Annotated in this window: 15 protein-coding genes and 1 riboswitch; of the genes, 8 read left to right on the plus strand and 7 right to left on the minus strand. The window is 59.3% G+C overall.

The window, feature by feature from the left end; translation table 11 throughout:
* Positions 1 to 333: 333 nt before the first annotated feature.
* Both HRR99_RS08120 and HRR99_RS08125 read left to right on the plus strand, forming a co-directional pair.
* Complete coding sequence (locus HRR99_RS08120; RefSeq protein WP_233121083.1) at positions 334 to 7362, plus strand: apolipoprotein A-IV repeat region-like domain-containing protein; 7029 nt, start codon at positions 334 to 336, stop codon at positions 7360 to 7362.
* Positions 7363 to 7540: 178 nt separating this feature from the next.
* Positions 7541 to 7978 carry a PACE efflux transporter gene (locus HRR99_RS08125; protein ID WP_112499871.1) on the plus strand — a complete coding sequence of 146 codons (438 nt, stop codon included), beginning with the start codon at positions 7541 to 7543 and terminating at the stop codon, positions 7976 to 7978.
* Between the two features lie 75 nt (positions 7979 to 8053).
* Here HRR99_RS08125 and HRR99_RS08130 read toward each other — a convergent pair whose 3' ends face one another.
* From HRR99_RS08130 to HRR99_RS08145, 4 genes are read right to left on the minus strand one after another with little or no spacing between them, the layout of a single operon-like run.
* Positions 8054 to 8662 (minus strand): ABC-type transport auxiliary lipoprotein family protein, encoded by a 609-nt coding sequence (locus HRR99_RS08130; protein ID WP_162698247.1) that lies wholly within the window; start codon positions 8660 to 8662, stop codon positions 8054 to 8056.
* Positions 8663 to 8690: 28 nt separating this feature from the next.
* On the minus strand, positions 8691 to 10061 hold the full coding sequence (locus HRR99_RS08135) for an MlaD family protein (RefSeq protein WP_111838230.1): 1371 nt from the start codon (positions 10059 to 10061) through the stop codon (positions 8691 to 8693).
* 2 nt (positions 10062 to 10063) lie between these two features.
* Positions 10064 to 10903, minus strand: a complete 840-nt coding sequence (locus HRR99_RS08140) for an ABC transporter ATP-binding protein (protein WP_422387254.1) — start codon at positions 10901 to 10903, stop codon at positions 10064 to 10066.
* 3 nt (positions 10904 to 10906) lie between these two features.
* Complete coding sequence (locus HRR99_RS08145) at positions 10907 to 12067, minus strand: ABC transporter permease (protein ID WP_233121085.1); 1161 nt, start codon at positions 12065 to 12067, stop codon at positions 10907 to 10909.
* Between the two features lie 143 nt (positions 12068 to 12210).
* Between HRR99_RS08145 and dgcA the strand changes: the two genes are divergently transcribed.
* On the plus strand, positions 12211 to 13194 hold the full coding sequence (dgcA, locus tag HRR99_RS08150; RefSeq protein WP_233121086.1) for an N-acetyl-D-Glu racemase DgcA: 984 nt from the start codon (positions 12211 to 12213) through the stop codon (positions 13192 to 13194).
* A 15-nt stretch (positions 13195 to 13209) separates the two neighbouring features.
* Here the strand turns inward: dgcA and HRR99_RS08155 are convergent, their stop codons facing one another.
* Entirely contained in the window at positions 13210 to 14040 is an 831-nt protein-coding gene (locus HRR99_RS08155) for a UDP-2,3-diacylglucosamine diphosphatase (protein ID WP_233121087.1), read from the minus strand.
* A gap of 215 nt (positions 14041 to 14255) precedes the next feature.
* Between HRR99_RS08155 and HRR99_RS08160 the strand changes: the two genes are divergently transcribed.
* Together HRR99_RS08160 and HRR99_RS08165 are read left to right on the plus strand one after the other, a co-directional pair.
* Positions 14256 to 16571: an NADP-dependent malic enzyme gene (locus tag HRR99_RS08160; RefSeq protein WP_233121088.1), complete on the plus strand. Its 2316-nt coding sequence runs from the start codon at positions 14256 to 14258 to the stop codon at positions 16569 to 16571.
* Between the two features lie 145 nt (positions 16572 to 16716).
* Positions 16717 to 17841: a DUF2865 domain-containing protein gene (locus tag HRR99_RS08165; RefSeq protein ID WP_233121090.1), complete on the plus strand. Its 1125-nt coding sequence runs from the start codon at positions 16717 to 16719 to the stop codon at positions 17839 to 17841.
* Positions 17842 to 17856: 15 nt separating this feature from the next.
* Here HRR99_RS08165 and bluB read toward each other — a convergent pair whose 3' ends face one another.
* Positions 17857 to 18543, minus strand: a complete 687-nt coding sequence (bluB, locus tag HRR99_RS08170) for a 5,6-dimethylbenzimidazole synthase (protein WP_233121091.1) — start codon at positions 18541 to 18543, stop codon at positions 17857 to 17859.
* Positions 18544 to 18614: 71 nt separating this feature from the next.
* Positions 18615 to 18792: riboswitch (cobalamin riboswitch) on the minus strand.
* A gap of 98 nt (positions 18793 to 18890) precedes the next feature.
* On the opposite strand from bluB, the gene HRR99_RS08175 reads away from it, so the two are divergent.
* The 3 genes from HRR99_RS08175 to HRR99_RS08185 all read left to right on the plus strand — a co-directional run bounded on the left by HRR99_RS08175 (position 18891) and on the right by HRR99_RS08185 (position 21362).
* Positions 18891 to 19079 (plus strand): hypothetical protein, encoded by a 189-nt coding sequence (locus HRR99_RS08175; protein WP_233121093.1) that lies wholly within the window; start codon positions 18891 to 18893, stop codon positions 19077 to 19079.
* Positions 19080 to 19123: 44 nt separating this feature from the next.
* Complete coding sequence (locus HRR99_RS08180) at positions 19124 to 20680, plus strand: phospholipase D family protein (protein ID WP_422387255.1); 1557 nt, start codon at positions 19124 to 19126, stop codon at positions 20678 to 20680.
* A gap of 76 nt (positions 20681 to 20756) precedes the next feature.
* Positions 20757 to 21362 carry a carboxymuconolactone decarboxylase family protein gene (locus HRR99_RS08185; RefSeq protein ID WP_233121095.1) on the plus strand — a complete coding sequence of 202 codons (606 nt, stop codon included), beginning with the start codon at positions 20757 to 20759 and terminating at the stop codon, positions 21360 to 21362.
* Here the strand turns inward: HRR99_RS08185 and HRR99_RS08190 are convergent.
* On the minus strand, positions 21359 to 22195 hold the full coding sequence (locus tag HRR99_RS08190; protein ID WP_111838220.1) for a response regulator: 837 nt from the start codon (positions 22193 to 22195) through the stop codon (positions 21359 to 21361). The two genes, HRR99_RS08185 and HRR99_RS08190, sit on opposite strands and share 4 nt — an antisense overlap.
* Positions 22196 to 22229: the final 34 nt, after the last annotated feature.

Below are 22229 nucleotides of genomic sequence, written 5' to 3' on the forward strand. Positions count from 1 at the left end.
ACGAAACAAGGCGTTCAGCCTTCTGACGAGGTTTAAAAACTGTTAACAAACCGCCACTTGGCTCAGGCGCCAACGCGGCATTAATTGTTTCAAAGCCGCAAATGTGTCACTACGGTACTGCCGTGTTTCCTAACCTCATTGCAGGCTTTGTGAATCCGGCTTGTAAATGTAGTTTTACCTGGGGCGCGGCAACCTGCTCTCAGGAATTAGTAAGAAACGAGGCACTATATACCGGCTGGTATCGTGCCTCGAGGCATGATGGCGGATTTCCCGTGCAGGCGGCATGGGATTGAACGGCATGAAGCCGGGCGTATAGTAACGAGGCGTAACCGCATGGCGAACAACAAGATTAGCGACTCGATCGACGAGACTGCGTTTCAGGCATTGGAAGATGCCTTGCAGCTCGGCGCCTACGAAAATCAGCCGGAGCCTCGGAAAAAATCCACTCCAAAGCCTGCGGGGGCCAAAGTGCCAGAACAGACGAGAGTGCCTGAGAAGAACAAAGCCCGCGCAGCTGAGCCGCAGCAGCAAAGACCTGCCGCCGAACAGGCAGCACCCAGATCGCCATCTCTGGAAGCTGCAAATGACGGCTCCAAGCGCAGCCCCGCCATGATCCTGAAATCGCTGGATGCCGGCTCCATGACAGGTGCGCTTCGCAACGCCGGTATCGTGTCCGTCCTCTGGGCCATCGCCGGTGCAGGCCTTGCCAATGTCATCTACGGCAATCTGATCTGGAACGTCAGTTCGCTTGCCGAACTCTTTGCCGTTCCCGGCGTCATGGCCATCATCGTCGGCGTCGTCGTACCGATCATGCTGTTTTTTGCCTTCGCGATCATGATGGCGCGCGCCAAGGACCTGCGCAATGCTGCGCGCTCCATGGCGGAAGTCGCTCTTCGCCTTTCGGAACCGGAAACCATTGCGTCTGAGCGCATCATGTCCGTGGGACAGGCCGTTCGCCGCGAAGTCTCGGCAATGAATGACGGCATCGAGCGCACCATTGCGCGCGCCACCGAGCTGGAAACGCTCGTTCATTCCGAAGTCAATGCGCTTGAGCGCAGCTATGCCGACAACGAATTGCGCGTTCGCAGCCTCGTTCAGGAACTGAGCGCAGAGCGCGATGCCATCATCAACCACGCCGAACGCATTCGTTCCTCCATCGTCGGCGCGCAGGACCAGATCAAGGAAGAGCTCTCCATCGTCGGTGAAGAGCTTTCGATGCGTCTGGCGACCAGCGGCGAAGCCTTCGCTTCGATGATCGACACGCGCTCGGCTGCACTGCTCGAAAAATCCCGCATTTCCACCGAGGCCATGGGCAGCCTAATTGCGGCAAAGACCGACAATCTTCTCAAGGCGCTCAATACGTCCGGCGCGTCCATTTCCAACGAATTCGATCTGCGCCTGCATGACCTCTCCACGACGCTGGATGATCGCGGTCGTTTGCTTCTCGAGCAGTTCGCAACCCAGGCCTCGACGCTGTCTGCTGGAACCGAGAACCTCAACACATCTCTGGAAGCGCGCACCCGCCTTCTCAACGACATCCTGTCCAAGCGCACGCTGGAACTCACGCAGAACATTGATCGCGGTCAGGAAATCATCGGCGGCTCGCTCGACAACGTTCTCGACAAGCTGGCAACGACGCTGGAAGAAAAAGGTCTGTCGTTCCGCCAGAACCTGCAAAGCTCCGCCGACGATGCGATCATGGATCTCGATCTTCGCACCGGCTTGTTTGAAGAAAAGCTTCAGACGACCGTCGGCCTCGTCAACTCGGCTTTCGATGATCGTGTCGCGGAATTCACCAGCGCCTTTGACCAGCGCGCAGGCAGCCTCGACAGCAAGCTGATGGAAAGCCTCGCCCGCATCAATGAAACGGTTGCTGGCGGCACTGATTCCATCGACGGCATGCTGAACTCCGGCATCGAACGCCTCAGCACGGCCCTCACCGACCAATCCTTCGCGCTGGCCACCACGCTTGGCACAGGCCAGGAAATGCTCGAAAGCTCTCTGGAAAGCCATACCCGCGAATTGAGCGACGCCATCGGCGCGCGCACGGCGGAAATCACCGGCGCATTCACCACCACACACCAGCAGATCGACACTGTTCTTGCAGAACGCAGCGCCGCCCTGTTCGGTGCGCTCTCTGCCAGCCAGGATCGTTTCGACACGGCGCTCGCCAGCCGTGCGGAAGCCATTACCGGCTCGATGTCCGGCACTGCCGAGCACCTCGCCGGACTGCTCGACGAACGTGCCGCAGCCATCAACAGCATCGTGGCCGATGTAGAGCGTCGTCTTGCCGAAACCCTCGATAGCCGCGCAGCCGCCATCACCGGCGCCGTTTCCGGTGTCGAGGAACGTCTGGCCGATACGCTTGATATGCGCACCGCTGCCATTCACCATGCCGTAGCGGGCGTCGAAGATCGGATTGCCGATACGCTCGAAAGCCGCACGGCTGCACTCGCCAACGTCGTCTCCGGCGTGGAAGATCGCATCGCCGAAACCCTGGATAGCCGCACAGCTGCTCTAAGCGGCGTCGTCTCCGGTGTCGAAGAGCGGATCGCCGATGCACTCGACAGCCGAACCATGGCCCTCGATATGGCGTTCTCCACAGCGGAAGAGCGTCTGGCCGAAACGCTGGATGGACGCACCGCTTCATTGACCAGCGCCGTGTCTGGCATCGAAACACGCATCACCGAAACCCTGGACAGCCGTACCGCCGCTCTCAGCGGCGTTGTGTCCGGTGTCGAAGAGCGCATTGCCGATGCACTCGACAGCCGCACCATGGCTCTCGATATGGCATTCTCCACAGCAGAAGAGCGCTTGGCCGAAACGTTGGATGGACGCACGACTGCGCTGACCAATGCAGTGTCTGGCGTCGATGCTCGCATCGCAGATACTCTGGATAGCCGCACGGCTGCCCTCAGTGGCGTTGTCTCCGGTGTCGAAGAGCGCATTGCCGATGCTCTCGACAGCCGCACCATGGCACTCGACATGGCATTCTCCACAGCAGAAGAGCGTTTGGCCGAGACGTTAGACGGACGTACAACAGCGCTTACGGACGCCGTCTCCGGTGTCGAGGCTCGTATCGCCGAAACGCTGGATGGCCGCACTGCCGCGCTGAGCGGCGTTGTTGCCGGTGTTGAAGAGCGTATTGCCGATACACTCGATAGCCGTACGATGGCGCTCGACATGGCATTCTCCGGTGCGGAAGAACGCATCGCTGATACCCTGGACGCGAGAACCGCTGCGCTGAACACAATCGTTTCGGGCGTCGAAAGCCGCATCGCCGATACCATTCATAACGGTACCGCTGCACTCAGCAATGCCGTGAATGGCGTCGAAGATCGTATCGCTGAAACTCTCGATAGCCGCACGGCTGCGCTCAGCAGCGTGGTTGCGGGTGTCGAAGAGCGCATCGCTGACACGCTGGACAGCCGCACGCTCGCGATCGACATGGCGTTCTCCGGTGCTGAAGAGCGTATGGCCGAGACACTGGATGCCCGCGCAGCGTCACTTACCAGCGTTGTGTCCGGCGTGGAAGAGCGCATTGCAGACACTCTCGATAGCCGCACGCTCGCAATCGACATGGCATTCTCCGGTGCTGAAGAGCGTATGGCCGAGACACTGGATGCCCGCGCAGCGTCACTTACCAGCGTTGTATCCGGCGTCGAGCATCGCATCGCAGACACCCTCGAAAGCCGCACGGCTGCCCTCAACAGCGTTGTCTCTGGCGTTGAAGAACGCTTGGCCGACACGCTGGACAGCCGCACCTTGGCCATCGACATGGCGTTCTCCGGTGCCGAAGAGCGTCTCGCGGAAACGCTGGATACACGCACTTTCGCGCTCACCAGCGCGGTTTCCGGCGTCGAAACCCGCATTGCCGACACACTGGACAGCCGCACCTCGGCGCTTGCCAACGCGGTCTCCGGCGTGGAAGATCGCATCGCAGATGCGCTCGACAGCCGTGCTCTGGCGATTGACATGGCCATATCCGGCGCCGAAGAGCGTATCACTGAAACGCTCGACAACCGCACAGCCGCCCTCACCCAGTCTGTTACGGGTGCCGAGCAGCGCCTGTCGTCCACCGCCTCCACCATCGAGGAAGCTCTGTCCGTCGGCCATCTGCGCCTCGACACTATGCTGGGCGTTCAGGCCGACGCGATCACGCGCACCATCGAACGCACCAGCGGCCTCATCGAGCAGACCGTTGGCACCGCCGCAACACGCATCGAAACCGCCACCGAAGTTGGCGCTGGCCGCTTTGCCGAGACGATGGAAAGCGGCGTTTCGCGTGTGGAAAACAACCTCGCTTCCTCACACGATCTGCTCCGCACCACGCTCGATCAGCACCATGGCGCGCTGAGCGAAACGCTGGGTTCGGCGCAGGAGCGCATGAACGATCTGCTGTCTGAACAGTCCATGTCCATCGGCACGACGATTGCGTCCAGTGCCAGCATGCTGGAAATGTCGCTGGAAAATCAGCAGGAAGCCATTCAGCGCACCATCGACGCCAGTGGCGCCACGCTGGAAGAGCGGCTGAGAAACAGTGCCGGTCTCGTGGCTGGCCGTATCGACGACGCAGCCCGTGAAATCGGCAGCGCAGCCGACGCCCTCACTTCTCGCGTCGAACAGTCCGTCAGCAACGTCTCCACCCGTCTTGACGAAACCGGCGCACGGCTGGAAAGCAACATCGATGGTTTGCAGAACCGGATTCAGACCGATCTCGGCAATGTCAACGCATCCATCGAAGATGCGAGCCGCAAGATTTCCGAAACGCTCGATGGCAAGACCGCCGATCTCGTGCGCACCAGCGATGACGCCACCCAGCGCATCGCAGGCGTGTTGGACAGCGGAACCGCCCGTATCGACGAGCGTCTCGGCACCATGGATCGCGCGCTGAACATCGGCCTCGACAACGTCAACCGCACCATCGAAGGCAAGGCGACCAACCTCGCCGTCAGCCTTCGCGACGCTGTCGTCAACGCTACCGAGACCATGGATAGCGAAGCGCTTCGCTCGACCGAACTGCTCGCGAAAACCGGCTCTGAATTTGCAGAACAGATGAAGTCGCGCAATGACGAGTTCGCCCGCGCCATAGAGCAGCGTTCGGATGAAATCGTTGGACGTATTTCCGATGCACAGGGTCGCCTCTCCGGCCAGGCTGCCGCTGTTGCCCAGACCTTCTCCGAGGCGGGCAATGCCATCGTCAACAAGGTTGCCGAAGCGGAAGCCGTTGTTCGCACACAGGTGGGCGCAATCTCTGAAACGCTGTCCGGCGTGGAAAGCTCGCTCGACGCCCGTGGCGAATCCATCCGCTCGACGCTCGATACACGCACTCGCGAACTCAACTCGATGCTGGCAAGCCGTTCTGCGGAACTGTCGCGCCTCATCGAAGAGAAGGCCAAGCCCATCGTCAACGAATATGCGACGATCGGCCATAATGCGGCAGAAAAGATCGTCACCGCCGCACAGCAGAGCGCAAACCTTCTGGCTGAAAGCAACAGCGGCATGGCGCAGCTGGTCGAACAGGCCATCGGCGATTATGCCAAGGCTGGCAACGATGCGGCTGAACGCCTTGTCGCGGCGACACGCCACAGCACCACGATGCTGACCGAAACCCATTCCGGCATGGCCGACGTCGTGACCGGCGCTGTCGATGACCTGAACGTGGCCGTCGCTCGCGCCTCGCAGGAGTTCCGGGCTGCCGACCAGACCCTCAACACGGTGGCAACGACCTTTACGGAAACCGCATCCCGTGCTGCCGATATGGTCTCCAGTTCCAGCCGTCTGTTGGAAGGAAAGATCGATCGACTGACGAATATTTCCGGCCAAGCCCTGTCGCAGATCGCCGGTATCGTCGGCCGCTTCGAAGAGCATTCGTCGGTTCTGTCGCAGGCATCGGAGCTGCTCAGTGCAGCCCAGACCAGCCTCGTCGGCACGCTGGACGAGCGCCAGGAAGCCTTGCGGACCCTGTCCGTCGGTCTGCTGAAGCGCTCCGAAGAAATCGAAACCTCGATGCGCGGCGTCATGGGCGTGGTGGAACAGACACTTGCCACTGCTGAGCAGCGTTCGGCAAATGTCGCGGGCAACCTGCGCGACAATCTCAACTCGTCCTTCGAGCAGATCGGTCGTTCGCTTGATGAGACGGAACAGCGGGCACAGTCTGCCGCGCAGAACATGCGTGGTGCACTTCTTTCCGCTGGCGAAGACGCCAGCCGCTCCATCGAAGGCACGATGGCCGAAGCGCAGAAATACTCGGATGCGCTGGTCAACCGCATGCGCGGCGGCGTCGCTGCCTCGCTCTCGAATGTCGACAAGCTGCTCGGCAACGCAACCGACAAGTCCAACGCCGCCGCAGAGGTTCTGCGCGAGACGTTGCGCGAAGCGGTCGAAGACGCTGTAACCCGCTTCGCAGGCGCGACTGACGAAATCCGCCGCTCCAGCCACGACATCCGCCGAGAACTGGACTCGACCCGCGCCGAACTGAAGCGCGGTGCTTTCGACCTGCCGGAGGAAGCCAAGGAAAGCGCTGCTGCCATGCGCCGCGCCGTTTCCGAGCAGATCAAGGCGTTGCAGGATATTTCGCAGCTCGTCGGTCGCTCCACGCAACAGTTGGAAATCTCCGAACCGGCAGCCCGCGCCATCGCGGCCACAAAGCCTGCTGCACCGGTTCAGCCGCAACCACAACCACAGCCGCAGCAGCCGCGCGTTGAACAGCCTCGTCCACAGCAGGCCGCTCCCGCTCCCATCGTGCAGTCTGCTCCCGTCATCTCGCGCCCTGCGCCACAGCAGCCCGCCGCACCGCAGTTGCGCACCACAGCGCCGCTCGAAACCCGCAGCGTACCGCCGCAGGCAGGCATTGCAGCAGCACCGGTTCAGCGCCGGGAAGACGGTGGCGGCTGGATCAGCGACCTGCTTCGTGGCGCATCGCGCGACGGACAGGATGGCAACGGTCAGTCTGCACCTGTGCCCCGTCAGGCGTCCGAGCCACAGATACGAGCAGCCGATGCGCGCAACCCACGCCATGTGGTCGAATCGCTCAACTCGCTGTCCGTGGATATCGCCCGCGCTATCGATCATGATGCGTCGGTCGAACTCTGGGGCCGCTACCAGCGTGGCGAACGCGACGTCTTCACCCGTCGTCTCTACACACTGAAAGGCCAGCAGACCTTTGACGAGATCAAGCGTAAATACGAACGTGAAACGGAATTCCGCACTGCGGTCGATCGCTACATCTCCGATTTCGAAAAGCTGCTTGCAGACGTGGCGCGTACGGACCGGGACCGCACGGTCACCCAGTCCTACCTGACCTCCGATACCGGCAAGGTCTACACCATGCTAGCGCATGCAGCCGGACGCTTCAGCTAAGCGCCTGCGCGATAGCAAAGACATCAGCCCTTCCGGTCCGCCGGGAGGGCTTTTCTTTTATGCGTGAGACCGCAGGCTTGAAGAAAAGCCGCTGAGGATTTATATGGAGCCTGCGAGGACGACCTCGGCCATTGGGGCAAAGCATACGGGACGGCCCGGGACATTTCGGGAGTTTTCCATGCGGACCATTGCCGACCGTATACGTCACGCGCTCAGCTTCGAGATTATCGGCCTCATTCTCATGATACCGCTGGGTGCGCTTTTATTCAGCATGCCTGCGGAGGACATCGGGGTTGTCGGCGTCGTCAGCGCGACCATCGCGACAGCCTGGAACTACCTCTACAATCTCATCTTCGATCACATTATGCAGCGCTCCAGAGGCACAACGCTAAAAACGACCGGTATCCGCGTCGTCCATGCGGTGCTGTTCGAACTTGGCCTGTTGGTGGTGCTGATGCCGTTCATCGCCTGGTATCTGAACATCAGCCTCGCCCATGCGCTGATCATGGATGTGTCATTCGCACTGTTCTACGTGGTCTACGCCTTCGTCTTCAACTGGTGCTACGACCGCCTGTTTCCGCTGCCGGAATGGAAGAAGGCACAGGCCGCCGAGTAAGACGCTTAATCCAGAAACAAAAACGCTGCGCATCTATCCGATACGCAGCGTTTTTTGTTGGTCGAAGTCTTTCGCTTAGAGCGACTTCAGCGTCCAGGCGACGATGTCACGCGAAGCGCCGGCAAAGGCGCTGTCCAGAGCCTTTACGAGGTTCGCATTGCCAGAACCGCTGACGCGGGCGCTGGACTGGAACACCTGTTGTGCTTTGACGGTGCCGTTCTTGTCGTTGAGCAGCTTTACCGAAATCTCGATATTGGCGAGGTTCTTTGCGGTGTCGACTTCGAAGGCGCGGATGTCGGTCACGACCTGATAGTCGATAGCAAGACCCTGACCGGGACGACCCACGCCGCCGAGACGACCCGTATCCTCAAAGGCTTCCACGAGCTTGGACTGCACCATGCGAGGCAGGCGGTCGCTCCATTGCGAGTTGGCAAGATACTGAACCTCGGAGCCTGACAGGCGCACCAGAATGTTCTCGCTGTCCAGCGCCTTCAGCGCAGTTGGGTCGGCGATCAGCAACTGGCGCGACCGCAGCACTGGACCGCGCGTCACCGGAGCCGCCGACACCGAAAGGTCGAATGTGTCATTCTTCGCGCTGCCGCCACAGCCCGCCAACAGCGCAGCAAGCAAAGGCAGCATCACGAAAGCCTTGGTTCTGGTCGGGACAGCCGCCTGCCCGCGCATCAACGAATTTTTCAAATTCCTACCCCCGTCAGCGCCTTGTTCGGCCATCATATTGTTTTACGTTCTCGCCACCGAAAATCAGCCGCTGCGGATCGCGATCGAAATTTGTGATCGCATTGTTCAGATTGTCGACCGTCTGTCGCGTGTTGCCAATCAGTGCCTGGAAATCCTTCAGACCCGAGCTGGAGAAACGTGCGAGATTGTCGGCAATAGGGCCAATGCGCGCATTGAGATTATCGGCAACCGCCTTGAATGAGGCCAATGTCTCACGCGCTTTGGAGAAAAGCGAATTGGCATCATCGGTTCCAAGAAGGCCGTCAACTTTTGCCAGAATTCCATCCACCCGGCTCGACGCCATGTTCAGCTTGCGCGACATGTCGGTGAAATCGGCAATGGCCTGATCGATATCCGGGCGGCGTGTGCCGACATCATCGGCGATCTGGCGGAACGTGGCGATGGCCTGACGGGCATCGGCTGTGGCAGCAGAGACGTCTTCAACAGCGTTGCCAACCTTTGCAGCATCCACCGACGCCAGCAACTCGTCGGCACGTTTCACGACGACCTGAACTTCAGCACTCGCCTGTTCGAAGTTTCGCGACGTGCGCTGAACGGTTTCCATCACATCCTGAATGCCGCCGGAAGAGGCCGCGACATCGGTTGTGACCTTGTCGACATTGGTCAGGATGGAGTCGATTTTCTGAGAGTCCACCGCCTTTACCAGATCTTCGACTGCCGTCAGCGTGCTGTCCAGACGGACAGAAACGGACTGTACGGTGGTCGATAGCGAGCTGAGGCTCGAGATGAAATTCTCGATGCCATCGGAGTTGGAGGCCAGAGCGTTGGAGAACTTCTCGGCGTTGCGCACTGTCTGCGTCAGCGGCCCGCGTGCGTCCTGCACGAAGCCCTGCAATTCGCCGATAGCGCCATCTGCACGACGCAGGATTTTGTCGGCAGTCGCCAAGAGGTTGGTCACGCTGGAAAGATCAGCCGTCAGTTCCGCAGGCACGCCCGTGTCGAACGACTTCTGCAAAATACGCTCTTCATTGTTACGACCGCCAGACAATTCGATATAGGCAGCACCCGTCAGGCCCTGGATTTCCAGAACGGCGCGGGTGGACGGAAACACAGGCGCATCGGCCTGCACTTCGGTAAACGCAATCGAATAGGCCGGGTCGTCACGGTCGATGGAAAGTCCGCGCACGGTGCCTACGGGAATACCGTTGAAGCGCACAGGCGAGCCAACCGACAGACCATTGGCGGAGCCCGGAATACGGATCGTCAACTGCGCAGTGGGTCCGCCACGACCGAATTCCGCCATCCAGTAAACGAAGCCGAAGGCGGCTGCGATCACGATCAGCGTGAAAATCCCGACGATGGTGTAATTTGCCTTGGTTTCCATGGCTATCCGTCACTCCCCGGAATGTGTTGCGTGCCATCGGGAAGAACGACGGCGCGTGCCCGCTTTCCGCGGAAATATGATTGAACCCAAGGATCGTCGCTATCGAACATTTCCTCAAGGGTGCCTTCCACGGCGACTTTCTTGTCGCCCAGAACGGCAATGCGGTCACAGACCGAGAACAGGCTGTCCAGGTCGTGGGTGACCATGTAGACGGTCAGGCCGAGCGAATCACGCAGGCGCGCAATCAGCATATCGAATTCGGCAGCACCGATGGGGTCGAGACCCGAGGTCGGCTCGTCCAGAAAGACGAGATCGGGGTCGAGAGACAGCGCGCGCGCCAATGCCGCACGCTTGATCATGCCGCCGGAAAGCTCCGAGGGATATTTATCCGCCGCATCGGGCTTAAGACCCACCATCTCGATCTTGATAGCGGCAAGCTCGTCCATCAGTTCCTGCGGCAAATCCAGATATTCGCGCATCGGCAACTGTATGTTTTCCTTCACAGTCAGGCCGGAAAAGAGCGCACCCTGCTGAAAGAGAACGCCGAGACGGGTGTCGAGCGCCATGCGCTCCTCATCCGTCGCCTTGTCGTAATCGATACCGAGAATCTTGATCGTGCCCGCCTGGCGCGGCAGGAGGCGCAAGACGGCGCGCATCAGCACAGATTTGCCCGCACCGGAAGGACCGATGAAGCCCAAAATTTCACCGCGGTAAACATCGAGATTGAGGTTGTCGAGAACGACCTTGTCACCGAAGGCAACGGTCGCGCCCTCGACCGAGAGAATGACTTCCCGCTCGCCTTTTTTCTTGTCTGTGTTCAATTCCTGATCCTGCACAGCCACTCCTTAAAAATCGATGGCTGCATAGAAGATGGCGAAAACGCCATCGACCAGAATTACAACGAAAATGGATTTCACGACGGATGACGTCACGTGCTGGCCGAGCGATTCGGCGCTGCCGCCAACCTTCATGCCTTCCACCGCCGCCACGATACCGATGATCAGCGCCATGAACGGTGCCTTGATCATGCCGGATGCGATGGTCGAGATTTCCACCGCAGAATGAAGCCGCGACAGGAAGACCTCGAAGGTGATGCCGGAGTACAGCAGCGAGACGACGGCTGCGCCGAAGAGAGCGGCAAAGTTTGCAATGATCGTCAAAAGCGGCAGAGCAATCGTCAGCGCCACTAGGCGCGGAAATACGAGAACACCGACCGGGTTGAGGCCGATGACCTTCAGCGCATCGATTTCCTCGCGCATTTTCATCGAGCCGATTTCAGCCGTGATGGCGCTTCCCGAACGACCGGCAATCATGATCGCGGTTAACAGCACGCCGATTTCACGAAGCTGCAAGATGCCCACGAGGTCGACGACGAAGACTTCAGCGCCGAAGTAGCGTAGCTGGAACGCGCCCTGCTGCGCGATAATGGCGCCGATCAGGAACGACATCAGCAGAATGATGGGCACGGCGCGTACGCCCATGTGGTCGATCTGGTTGGCGATGGCCGCAGGCGAAACACCGCGCCCCCGCCCCAGCTTCATCTGCGCACCGCGAACGGCGGAACCCAGAATGTACATGCCCGCCAGAAAATCGGCGCCGGCCTGAACGATGTTCTTGCCGATAGGATCGAATATGCGCTGGACGATACCGGTCTTGCTGGTGTCCTTGGGCGGCATAGGCGCTTCATCCGGCAGCGCCGCGATGATTTCCTCGAACCGTTCGTTACCCTCGAACGAAACCTGCGTTCCTGCCTTATCCAGCCGGTTGCGCATGCGACGCAGCAGCCAAGCGCCCGTGGTGTCGATGTTCTCGACGCCGGAAAGATCGATCGTGATCGCGCCTGATGGCTTGGACTTTTCGATTTTCTCGATGTCGGCAAGAACGGGAGCGACATTGGCATTGCGCCAGGAACCGGTCAAAGCATAGCGCGCGCCACCATTCTCCGCGTTGTCATCCGCCGAGATTGCTGCTGGCTGCACCTGCTGCCGTGTTTCAAGTTCTTGCATCTTGCTCCAAGCGAATGCAGCTTATTAAAGATTCTCTAACGATTCATATCGAGTGACGGATCACCAAGCCACAGCACTGCGGATGATTCCCGGTGTTTTTTCGTCGGTTTAACGGTTTATGACAAAACACGAAGGCAATTTTGATGCGTCGTTACATTCAAGCCACAGCTGAGACATTCCCGGTTGCGGGAAGTTTCACCATTTCCCGTGGAAGCCGCACGGAAGTCGAGGTCATCAAGTGCGTGATTACGCAGGATGGCGCCACGGGTATGGGAGAATGCGTTCCTTACAAACGATATGGCGAATCGATCGAAGGCGTGCTGGCCGATATCAGCGCCGTCTCGGATCGCATATCCGAAGGGCTGGGCCGTCAGGAACTGCAAAGGGTGATGAAGGCGGGTGCCGCCCGCAACGCCGTCGATTGCGCCCTCTGGGATCTCGAGGCCAAACTCTCCGGTAAAAGCGTCGCCGCGACTATCCTGCCGTCGCAACCGGGGCCTATCGTTACCGCCTACACCATCTCTCTGGGGGATGCGGACACCATGGGCGCGAAAGCGGCAGAAAACGCCGCGCGTCCGCTGCTGAAGATAAAGACAGGCACGGATGATGACGAAGCGCGTCTTCGAGCCGTGAGACGTGCCGCACCTCTCGCCCGCATCATCGTCGATGCCAATGAAGGCTGGACGGACGACAATATAGAGCACCATCTGGCGGTCGCCGCCGAGCTGGGCATCGCCCTCATCGAGCAGCCGCTGCCTGCGGGTAAAGACGCCATTCTTTCACGCATCACCCGCACCGTGCCGATCTGCGCTGACGAAAGCGTGCACCTGACCGCTGATCTGGCATCCCTGCAAGACCGTTACGATGCCATCAACATCAAACTGGACAAGACTGGCGGCCTGACCGAGGCATTGTTGATGAAGCGGGAAGCCGAACGGCTCGGCTATACGATCATGGTTGGATGCATGCTGGGCACATCGCTTGGCATGGCACCGGCCGTTCTGCTCGCACAGGATACCGCCTATGCCGATCTGGATGGCCCATTGCTGCTGGCCCGGGATCGTGTTCCCGGGCTCATATACGACGGATCACTCCTCCACCCGCCCCAGGCTGAACTCTGGGGCTGAGACGACGAGTGCTGTTCAGGCGGCGTAGGTGCTGATGAGCTTGGGGAAAGCCACCGGCTCCAGCTCGGTCACCTGGTTTTCCTCGATCTTGTCGTCCGACTTCATCCACGTGATCAGCTCGAAGGTACCGTCCATCGTTTCGGCAACCGCCGTGCAGCTTTCCACCCAGTCGCCGGTGTTGATGTAGCGGATACCGTCGATATCCTCCATCACGGCGTGGTGGATGTGGCCACAGATCACACCGTCGACATTGTTGCGACGGGCCTCATCGGCCACAACGCGCTGAAACTCGCCAATGAAGTTGACGGCATGCTTCACCTGAAGCTTTGCCCAGGCCGAGAACGACCAATAGGGCAAGCCGATCCGGCGGCGAATAGCGGCAAGGAGAACGTTAATGGCAATCGCCGCGTCGTAGGCCCAGTCACCCAGATAGGCCAGCAGACGCGCATTGCGCACCACCACGTCGAACTCATCGCCGTGAATGACGAGATATTTCTTTCCGTCAGCAGCTTCGTGGATCATCCTTTCAGCCACTTCGATACCGCCGAAATGGGTGCCGGGGAATTCCCGCAAAAACTCATCGTGGTTGCCGGGAATGTAGACGATGCGCGTTCCCTTACGGGCCTTGCGCAGAAGCTTCTGCACCACATCGTTACAGCCCTGTGGCCAGTACCAGTTGCGGCGCAGGCGCCAGCCATCGATGATGTCGCCCACGAGGATGATCGTATCGGCTTCATGGTAGCGAAGGAAATCCAGAAGGAAATCCGTTTTGGCTGCCTTGGAGCCAAGATGCACGTCGGAAATGAAAAGCGTTCTGAACTGTCTGGTTTCGGTTTGCGCGGCCATGGAACTCTTCCCCCTGTCTCGGCAATTTTCAACCTCTGGAAAACCAGACTCGTGTTTCAGCAAGATGACAGAACGCCATTTCGGGTCAGGAAGTGCCGCTTTTAAGCAATTTCAAAACGACAGTTTTGAGATATCGAGGCAAAATAAACGGCTGTACGCATGGACCGATTGTTGTATGCAAAGGCCTCCAAGAAATTGAAATAAGCGGTGATAAAATGAGTTCTGAGGACACGGGCAAGACGCAAGACCAAAACGCCAATGCGGATCTGGAACAACAGGCCCTGTTTTATCACCGTTATCCGCGCCCGGGAAAACTGGAAATACAGGCGTCAAAGCCGCTTGGTAACCAGCGCGATTTAGCGCTTGCCTACTCCCCCGGCGTCGCTGCACCATGCCTCGCGATCCATGAAAACCCTGAGGCCGCAGCGGAATACACCGCGCGTGCCAATCTCGTAGCCGTCATCTCCAACGGCACGGCAGTGCTGGGCCTCGGCAATATCGGCCCTCTCGCCTCAAAGCCCGTCATGGAAGGCAAGGCCGTTCTGTTCAAGAAGTTCGCTGGCATTGACGTCTTCGACATCGAAATCGACGCCCCCGGCATCAACGACATGGTCTCCACCATCTCGGCGCTGGAGCCGACTTTTGGCGGTATCAATCTTGAAGACATCAAGGCACCGGAATGTTTCGAAGTGGAGCGTCAGCTTCGCGAGAAAATGAACATTCCCGTGTTCCACGACGACCAGCACGGCACGGCCATCATCGTTGCAGCCGCCGTGACCAACGCACTGGAACTTGCTGGTAAGTCTCTGTCGAGCGTCAAGATCGTTGCTTCGGGTGCCGGTGCCGCTGCACTCGCCTGCCTCAACCTGCTGGTAGTGCTGGGTGCGAAGCGTGAAAACATCTGGGTTCACGACATCGAAGGCCTCGTCTATGAGGGCCGCAACACCCTGATGGACGAGTGGAAGGAAGTCTACGCGCAGAAGACAGACAAGCGCGTGTTGAGCGAAACCATCGATGGCGCCGACGTTTTCCTGGGCCTGTCCGCCGCAGGCGTTCTGAAGCCGGAACTGCTGGCGCGCATGGCGGAGAAGCCGCTGATTCTAGCGCTTGCAAACCCCAACCCGGAAATCATGCCGGAACTGGCGCGTCAGGCACGCCCGGATGCGATGATCTGCACAGGCCGTTCGGACTTCCCGAACCAGGTCAACAACGTGCTTTGCTTCCCCTATATCTTTAGGGGTGCGCTGGATTGCGGCGCGACCACCATCAACGAAGAAATGAAGATGGCCGCCGTCCACGCCATTGCCGAACTGGCGCGCGAGGAAGTGTCGGAAGTCGCGGCGAAGGCCTATAGCGATGAGACGCCGATCTTCGGCCCCAACTATCTTATCCCCTCGCCGTTCGACCCGCGCCTCATCCTGCGCATCGCGCCTGCGGTTGCCCGTGCTGCTGCAGCAAGCGGTGTCGCCGCGCGACCGATCACCGATTTCGACGCCTATCTCGATCAGTTGAACCGCTTCGTCTGGCGGTCCGGCTTCATCATGAAACCGATCTTCAACCTGGCAAAAACCGCAGAAAAAAAGCGGATCATTTTTGCCGAAGGCGAAGACGAGCGCTCGCTGCGCGCTGCACAGGTTCTGCTGGAAGAAGGCACCGGTGTGCCGATTCTCATCGGTCGTCCACAGATCATCGAGACGCGCCTGAAGCGCTTCGGGCTGCGCATTCGCCCGAATACGGACTTTGCCGTGGTCAACCCGGAGGACGATCCACGCTACCGTGAATACGTCGATGACTATTTCGCGCTCGTGGGCCGCGCCGGTATCAACCCGGAGGCTGCGCGCACCATCGTTCGTACCAACAGCACCGTCATCGGCGCACTCTCTGTGAAGCGTGGTGAAGCGGACGCCCTGATCTGCGGTCTGGAAGGTCGTTTCGACCGTCATCTGCGCGACATCAACCAGATCATCGGCAAGCGTGAGGGCGCGCATACGTTCGGCGGCCTCAGCCTGCTGATCACGCAGCAGGGTGCGCTGTTTTTGACGGACACCTTCGTCAACTACGAGCCGACCTCGGAAGATATCGCAGAACTGGCCATTCTCGCGGCCAAGGAAATCAAGCGCTTCGGCATCGTTCCGAAAATCGCACTCGCAAGCCACTCCAACTTCGGCTCGCGCGATTCCGAAAGTGCCCGCAAGATGCGCCGCGCGTTGCAGCTCGTGCGCACAACAGCACCGGAACTGGAAATCGATGGCGAAATGCAGGGCGGTTCCGCACTATCGGAAGTGCTGCGCAAACGCGCCATGCCCAACAGCTCGCTGTCTGGAGAAGCGAACCTGCTGGTCTTCCCGAATCTCGATTCGGCCAACATCACGCTTGGCGTCGTGCGCACCATGACGGAAGGTCTGCATGTCGGGCCGATCCTGCTCGGTTCCGCCCTGCCCGTGCACATTCTGTCGCCAACGGTCACGTCGCGCGGCGTGGTCAACATGGCAGCACTAGCCGCCGTGCAGGCATCGCACCCTTCGGTGTAAGCACGGGTTAACGCAATTTTGAACTGACTGTTGCCGCTTTGCTGCGCGCGCCTATGTTATCCTGATCGAAAATACGTCATCCGCATTTCGCGGGTGCGCTCCTCAGGATATGTCCTGCCCAACGGCAGGCGGAACGGACGGACCATTGATCCCGCGCCGAAGCCGACTGGTCGGCACATTTGCGATTGTCATGCTGGCCGCTCCGTTTTCGGCGCAGGCAAGCGCTGTCTGTGATTCGTTGCGCTCGCAGTTGAACCAGCCCGTGCAGGTTTACGGCAATACCGCAGAGGTACGCCGCTTTGCGAGCGCTCTTGCCCAGCAGAACATTCTCATACGGCGTATCAAGAACGACATGCGCGGCTATGGCTGCTCCTCCGGTAGCGTTATCGTCTACGGTAACCCCAATGCGCAGCTTTGCGGCGAAATCGGCGATGCGTTGGAGCAGGCGCAGGCCGAGCGCGACATGATCGCTGACGACCGCGACCGCATGCTGGCCGCCCAACGCAATGACAATGCCCAAGGGTCGCGTGAGCGCATTCTGGCCGCGCTGGATGCGCAAGGCTGCTACGACGAGCAGCCACCCTCGTTCACCTCCACAGACCCCTCGCCCTATCCCGACATGCGCGACCCGAGTGACGGCTTTGGTGAGCCGAACAACGATTACGCGCCTTCGCCCGATATGCCGATGCAGGGTGGGCTCCGAACACTTTGCGTCCGCACCTGCGATGGTGCGTTCTTCCCCATTTCTTCGGACGCGACACCGCTCGATTTCCGTGAGCAGGCAGCCCAATGTGAGCGCATGTGTCCTGGCACGCAGACCGAATTATTCTATCACGCCATGGAAGGTCAGGAGAGCGAGGACATGGTCTCGGCAAAAACCGGCCAGCCCTACGCCTCGATGCCAACCGCTTTTGCCTACCGCAACAACCCCGCATCCAGCCGCGCACCCTCATGCAGCTGCAAAATGACGGCCTCTTCCGACCCGACGATGAAGCCGCAGGACAACAGCCACGCACCGCAATCCACCGCCGTGCAAAGCTCGCCAAGCGTGACCACGCTGACGTCACCGAAGAGCGACACGAACCCCGCCCCTGCCGAAACGAAGCCGGAAACCAAACCCGTCGAGAAAGCCGAACCGATCCCCGAGCGCGACTACGATCCAGCCAACAGCAAAGTCCGCATCGTCGGCCCCCGCTTTATGCAGGAAGAAACCAGCCGCATCGACCTCAAAAATCCCGCTTTGCAAGGCGCCCAGCCACAACAGCAGTGATATTAGGGCCGGGACTTAACTTGTGCCCCACTTATCGCGAAACACAAGCTCCTCCACCGACAGTCGCTGCCGCCAGCCTTTGATAGCCAGCTCCGGTTCGCTGTAGAGCCTATCGACGCGGCCAAGGCAGAGCCAGGCAACGATTTCGATGTGTTGGGGTATTTCGAGGATTTGGCGGATATCGGCATCGTGGAAAATGCTGACCCACCCGACGCCGACACCTTCGGCACGGGCTGCCAGCCACAGGTTCTGGATGGCGCAGACGGTTGAGTAGACATCCATGCGCGGATTGTGTGTGCGCCCCAGCACGACATCGCCGCCACGGGTTGGGTCGCAGGTGACGCAGATCGAAAGCGGTGCCTTGCGAATGCCCTCCAGCTTCAGACTGCGATAGAGCGTCTGGCTTTCCTGCGCAAACATCTCGGCAGCTTCCGCATTGGCGTGCGAAAACGCCTCCCACGCCTGCTGTCTCACCCGTGCATCCGTGATAAGCGTGAAATTCCACGGCTGCATGAAGCCGACGGACGGCGCGGCATGGGCCGCTGCCAGCAATCGCGCCACCAGTTCATCCGGCAGCGCATCCGGCAAGAACTGGTCGCGAACGTCACGCCTCGTCTCAATGGCGCGATACACCGCGGCCTTCTCGGCGTCGCTGAACGCCTGCGCAGGGTGAAGCGCATCTTCGAATTCATCAGGTCGCATCGTCATTCCCCAACAATGCACGGGCAGACCACAAGGGCCCGCCTGTCAACAACCTGCCGCCGTCCATGCGGTGCGGTCTATGGTATCAGGCCGGTCTTCTGACTGGGCGTCATCACGATATGCCGCCTTCCCAATCTCTCAGTGGCATTCGACAGTCGCATCGGCCTCACAGCGTTGGGCACGTCGCGGAGTTTCACCGCGTTCCCGATTCTCCTGCGTGAAGCAGGCACCTGATAGCGCTTCTTATGTCGCTTCGCGCTACGCTATGCAAGCAGGCAGGCGTTTTACCCGCGTCGACCGGAACCGCCGGGCCGCCTCCCGCATTCTACGCATAAAGGAGAACAAAGATGGATCAGTATTCCGAACTTCGCCAGCAGATCGGTCAGGACCTCGACACGCTCAAGGCCAACGAAAGCCCGAAGTCTATCTTTGAACTCGCAGATGATTACCTGACGACAGATGCCGCTTTGAAGCGGCAGGTCATTGAGGACATCATCAAGGAAGAAGCGGATAAGCGGAATATTGATATTCATTGAATGTGCGAGAGGCTTAGGGCAAAGATGCGGGTAATATCATCACTGTGAATGTCACCGTCGCCATTTGTGCCCTCATCGTCATCGCCATTATCGCGGGCCTCGTTTTCGCATCGCGCCATCGTGACAAAATCATCATCAAGATCGCGTCGGCAGCACTTCCTACAGAAGAAGATGCCACGCCGCTCGACCGCCATTGGACGGATATCAGTCACGGTCGTGAAGGTCAGAGCGTGCTGTCGCTGATACAATCCAACCTCGGCGCGTTTGCCGCACGCGTGGGCGCGGCCCGCGCCGCCGGTCGCAGCCTCGATCTCATGTACTACATGTGGAATGCTGACCTCACCGGGCAGTTGATGATGCGTGAGGTTATCGCCGCAGCTGACCGTGGCGTCCGGGTGCGCCTGCTGCTGGACGATCTGGGTGTGTCGATCTCGGACCGCGCTTTTCAAGCTATAGACAGCCACCCCAATATCGAGCTTCGGCTGTTCAACCCCACAAAGGCGCGTGAGAACGTCTTTCGCCGTGGGCTGGAAATGGTGCTGCGGTTTCGCAGCGTCAACAGGCGCATGCATAACAAAGCCTGGATTGCGGATGGCCGCACATTGATCGTCGGTGGCCGCAATATCGGTGACGCCTATTTCGATGCTGCCGAACAGGCGAATTTCCGTGATTTCGATATTATCGCACATGGTGCCTGCGTGGCGCAGGCCGAAGAGATTTTCGACGATTACTGGAACAGTGCCGTCGCCGTTCCCGTACGCTCGCTTCTGGCCCGCCGCCCCAGCAAGCTGGCGAAGCTGCGCCGCAGAATGGACGTTCTCGCCTCCGGCAATGCCGCTCGTCCCTATCTGGCGCAGGTCGAAAGCCAGCACCATTCCGGCAACTTCCTCCTGTCAGATACGCTCCATTGGGTGGAAAGCGCAACGGTCGTTGCCGACCCGCCAGAGAAGGCTGCGGACAAACGTCGCAATGGCCACAACTATCTGATGGAGACGCTGTTGCCCGTCATGGAGGAGACGAACGACCGACTGAAGATAACCTCTCCCTACTTCATCCCCGGTCAAAAAGGTCTGGAGACATTGTCAAGGCTCTCTGCCGATGGCGTTTCCGTCAGTGTCCTTACCAACTCTTTGGCCGCCACCGATGTCGCTGCCGTTCACGCCGGTTACTCGCGATATCGCAGGCCTTTGCTGCTCAACGGTATCAAAATCCATGAATTGCGGTCCCTCGCGGATCAGCACAAATCCTTCTCATTGCGCGGTTCGGGTCAGGCAAGCCTGCACACCAAGGCTTTTACCCGGGACGGCGACACAGGCTTTATCGGTTCGCTGAACTTCGATCCGCGCTCCATGTCCCTCAACACGGAGATGGGCGTCCTGTTTTCCTCCGCCCCACTGGTGAAGGAGATGGATGACATCTTCAAGGAAGAAACCAGCCGGGAGATGAGCTTCGAGCTGGCGCTTAACGAGCGTCGAAACCTGACGTGGACCGGCTTGGTCAGAGGCGAGCCAAGGCACTACCGTCGCGAGCCCTACGCTACCTTCAGCCGCCGCGCACTGGTCAGCATCATGGGTATTTTGCCGCTCGAATCCCAACTTTGATGAAAAAAATCTGCGATGGGCTGATCGAATTCAGAGCTCAGGCATTTTAGGCATAATTGAAATACAGGAGACATTCATGTTCATCACGCCCCCGGAGCCAAAAACCAGCATCAAAATCGCGGAAATGTATCGTAACGCGGAAAGCACCTATGGCTATCTGCCCAATATGTACCGCACCTTTGGGCACCGTCCCGAGGTCATGGAAAGCTGGAGTGCGTTGCTGGTCGCTCTGCGTGGCAACATAGAGCCACGGCGTTATGAACTGGTCACGTTGGCAGCAGCGCGAGAACTGAGGTCTTCCTATTGCATGCTGGCGCACGCCTCGGTGCTGGCACGAGAGGGGCTCGACGCAGACGAACTCACCGGCATCATCACCAACGCAGAAGACGCGCCGCTGGATGAACAGGAGCGCGCCATCATGATTTTCGTTTCGAAAGTGGTGCGCGATGCAACGTCGGTGACGCAGGCCGATATCGATGCGCTGAAGACCCACGCGCTGACGGATGCCGAAATCTTCGACATCGTCGCCGCCGCATCGGCTCGCTGCTTCTTTTCCAAGACGCTGGATGCGCTGGGCACTTCACCGGACCAGGCCTATGTCGATAAGCTTGGCCCGGATCTGGCGCAGAAGCTGGCTCTCGGACGCCCCATCGAGGAGACCGAGGCCGATAGCGCGGCTTAAGCAGCGGCCTTCTTGTTGCTTTGCTTTGCCGCTTGGATCTGCACCAGCGTGTCTAGGTTCTGGTTCACGCGGCAATAGAACTCTTCATCGATGAAGGGGCGCAGCATGAAGTCATTGCCGCCAGCCTTCAGGAAGCGCGCAGACAACAGACGGTTGGTGGAGGACGATACGCCGATGATTCGCAGTTCGTGCGAGCCACGCATGGTGCGAATGCGGCGCGTCAGTTCGAAACCATCAATATCAGGCATGTTGTAGTCGGTCACGACAAGACCGATGTCCGGGTTGTTGCGCAGGATTTCCAGCGCCTTTGCACCGCTCTCGGCAAGGCTGACACGGAAGTTGTAACGCTTCAAACGGCTGGACAGCAGCGCGCGTGCGGTTGGACTGTCATCCACGATCAGCACGTGGTGGCGATGATTGGTCAGGAAGCGGCAGACCGATTCCGTCAGCATATCCACGGCAAAGACGTTGTCTTTCAAAATATAGTCGACGACTTCCTTGGTGATCAGCTTCTCGCGCGTATCCTCGTGGAACGTGCTGGTGAACACGATGGTCGGAATGGAGAGATCGACGAGATACTCCAGCGCCTCGCCATTCTCGGCGCCTGGCAGATTGATATTGGAAATCGCAAGAGTCACCTCTTCGGAAGAACGCTCATAGCATTCCTGCAATTCTTCGAAGTTACGGCAGACTTCGACCGACAGACCCAGAAGTTCTTTCAGTCTGGCGCCAATCATCTGGGTGAAGACATTGGAGTCTTCCGCCAGCAATATTCTTGTGTCGCGAAATGGCACGCCAGAATACTGCATGCCCGTAATACCCAGAAAATTCATTATGCCCCCAAAACCCTTCAAGCTTTGAAAGCCA

Source organism: Agrobacterium vaccinii, from assembly GCF_021310995.1.
Lineage (GTDB): Bacteria > Pseudomonadota > Alphaproteobacteria > Rhizobiales > Rhizobiaceae > Agrobacterium > Agrobacterium vaccinii.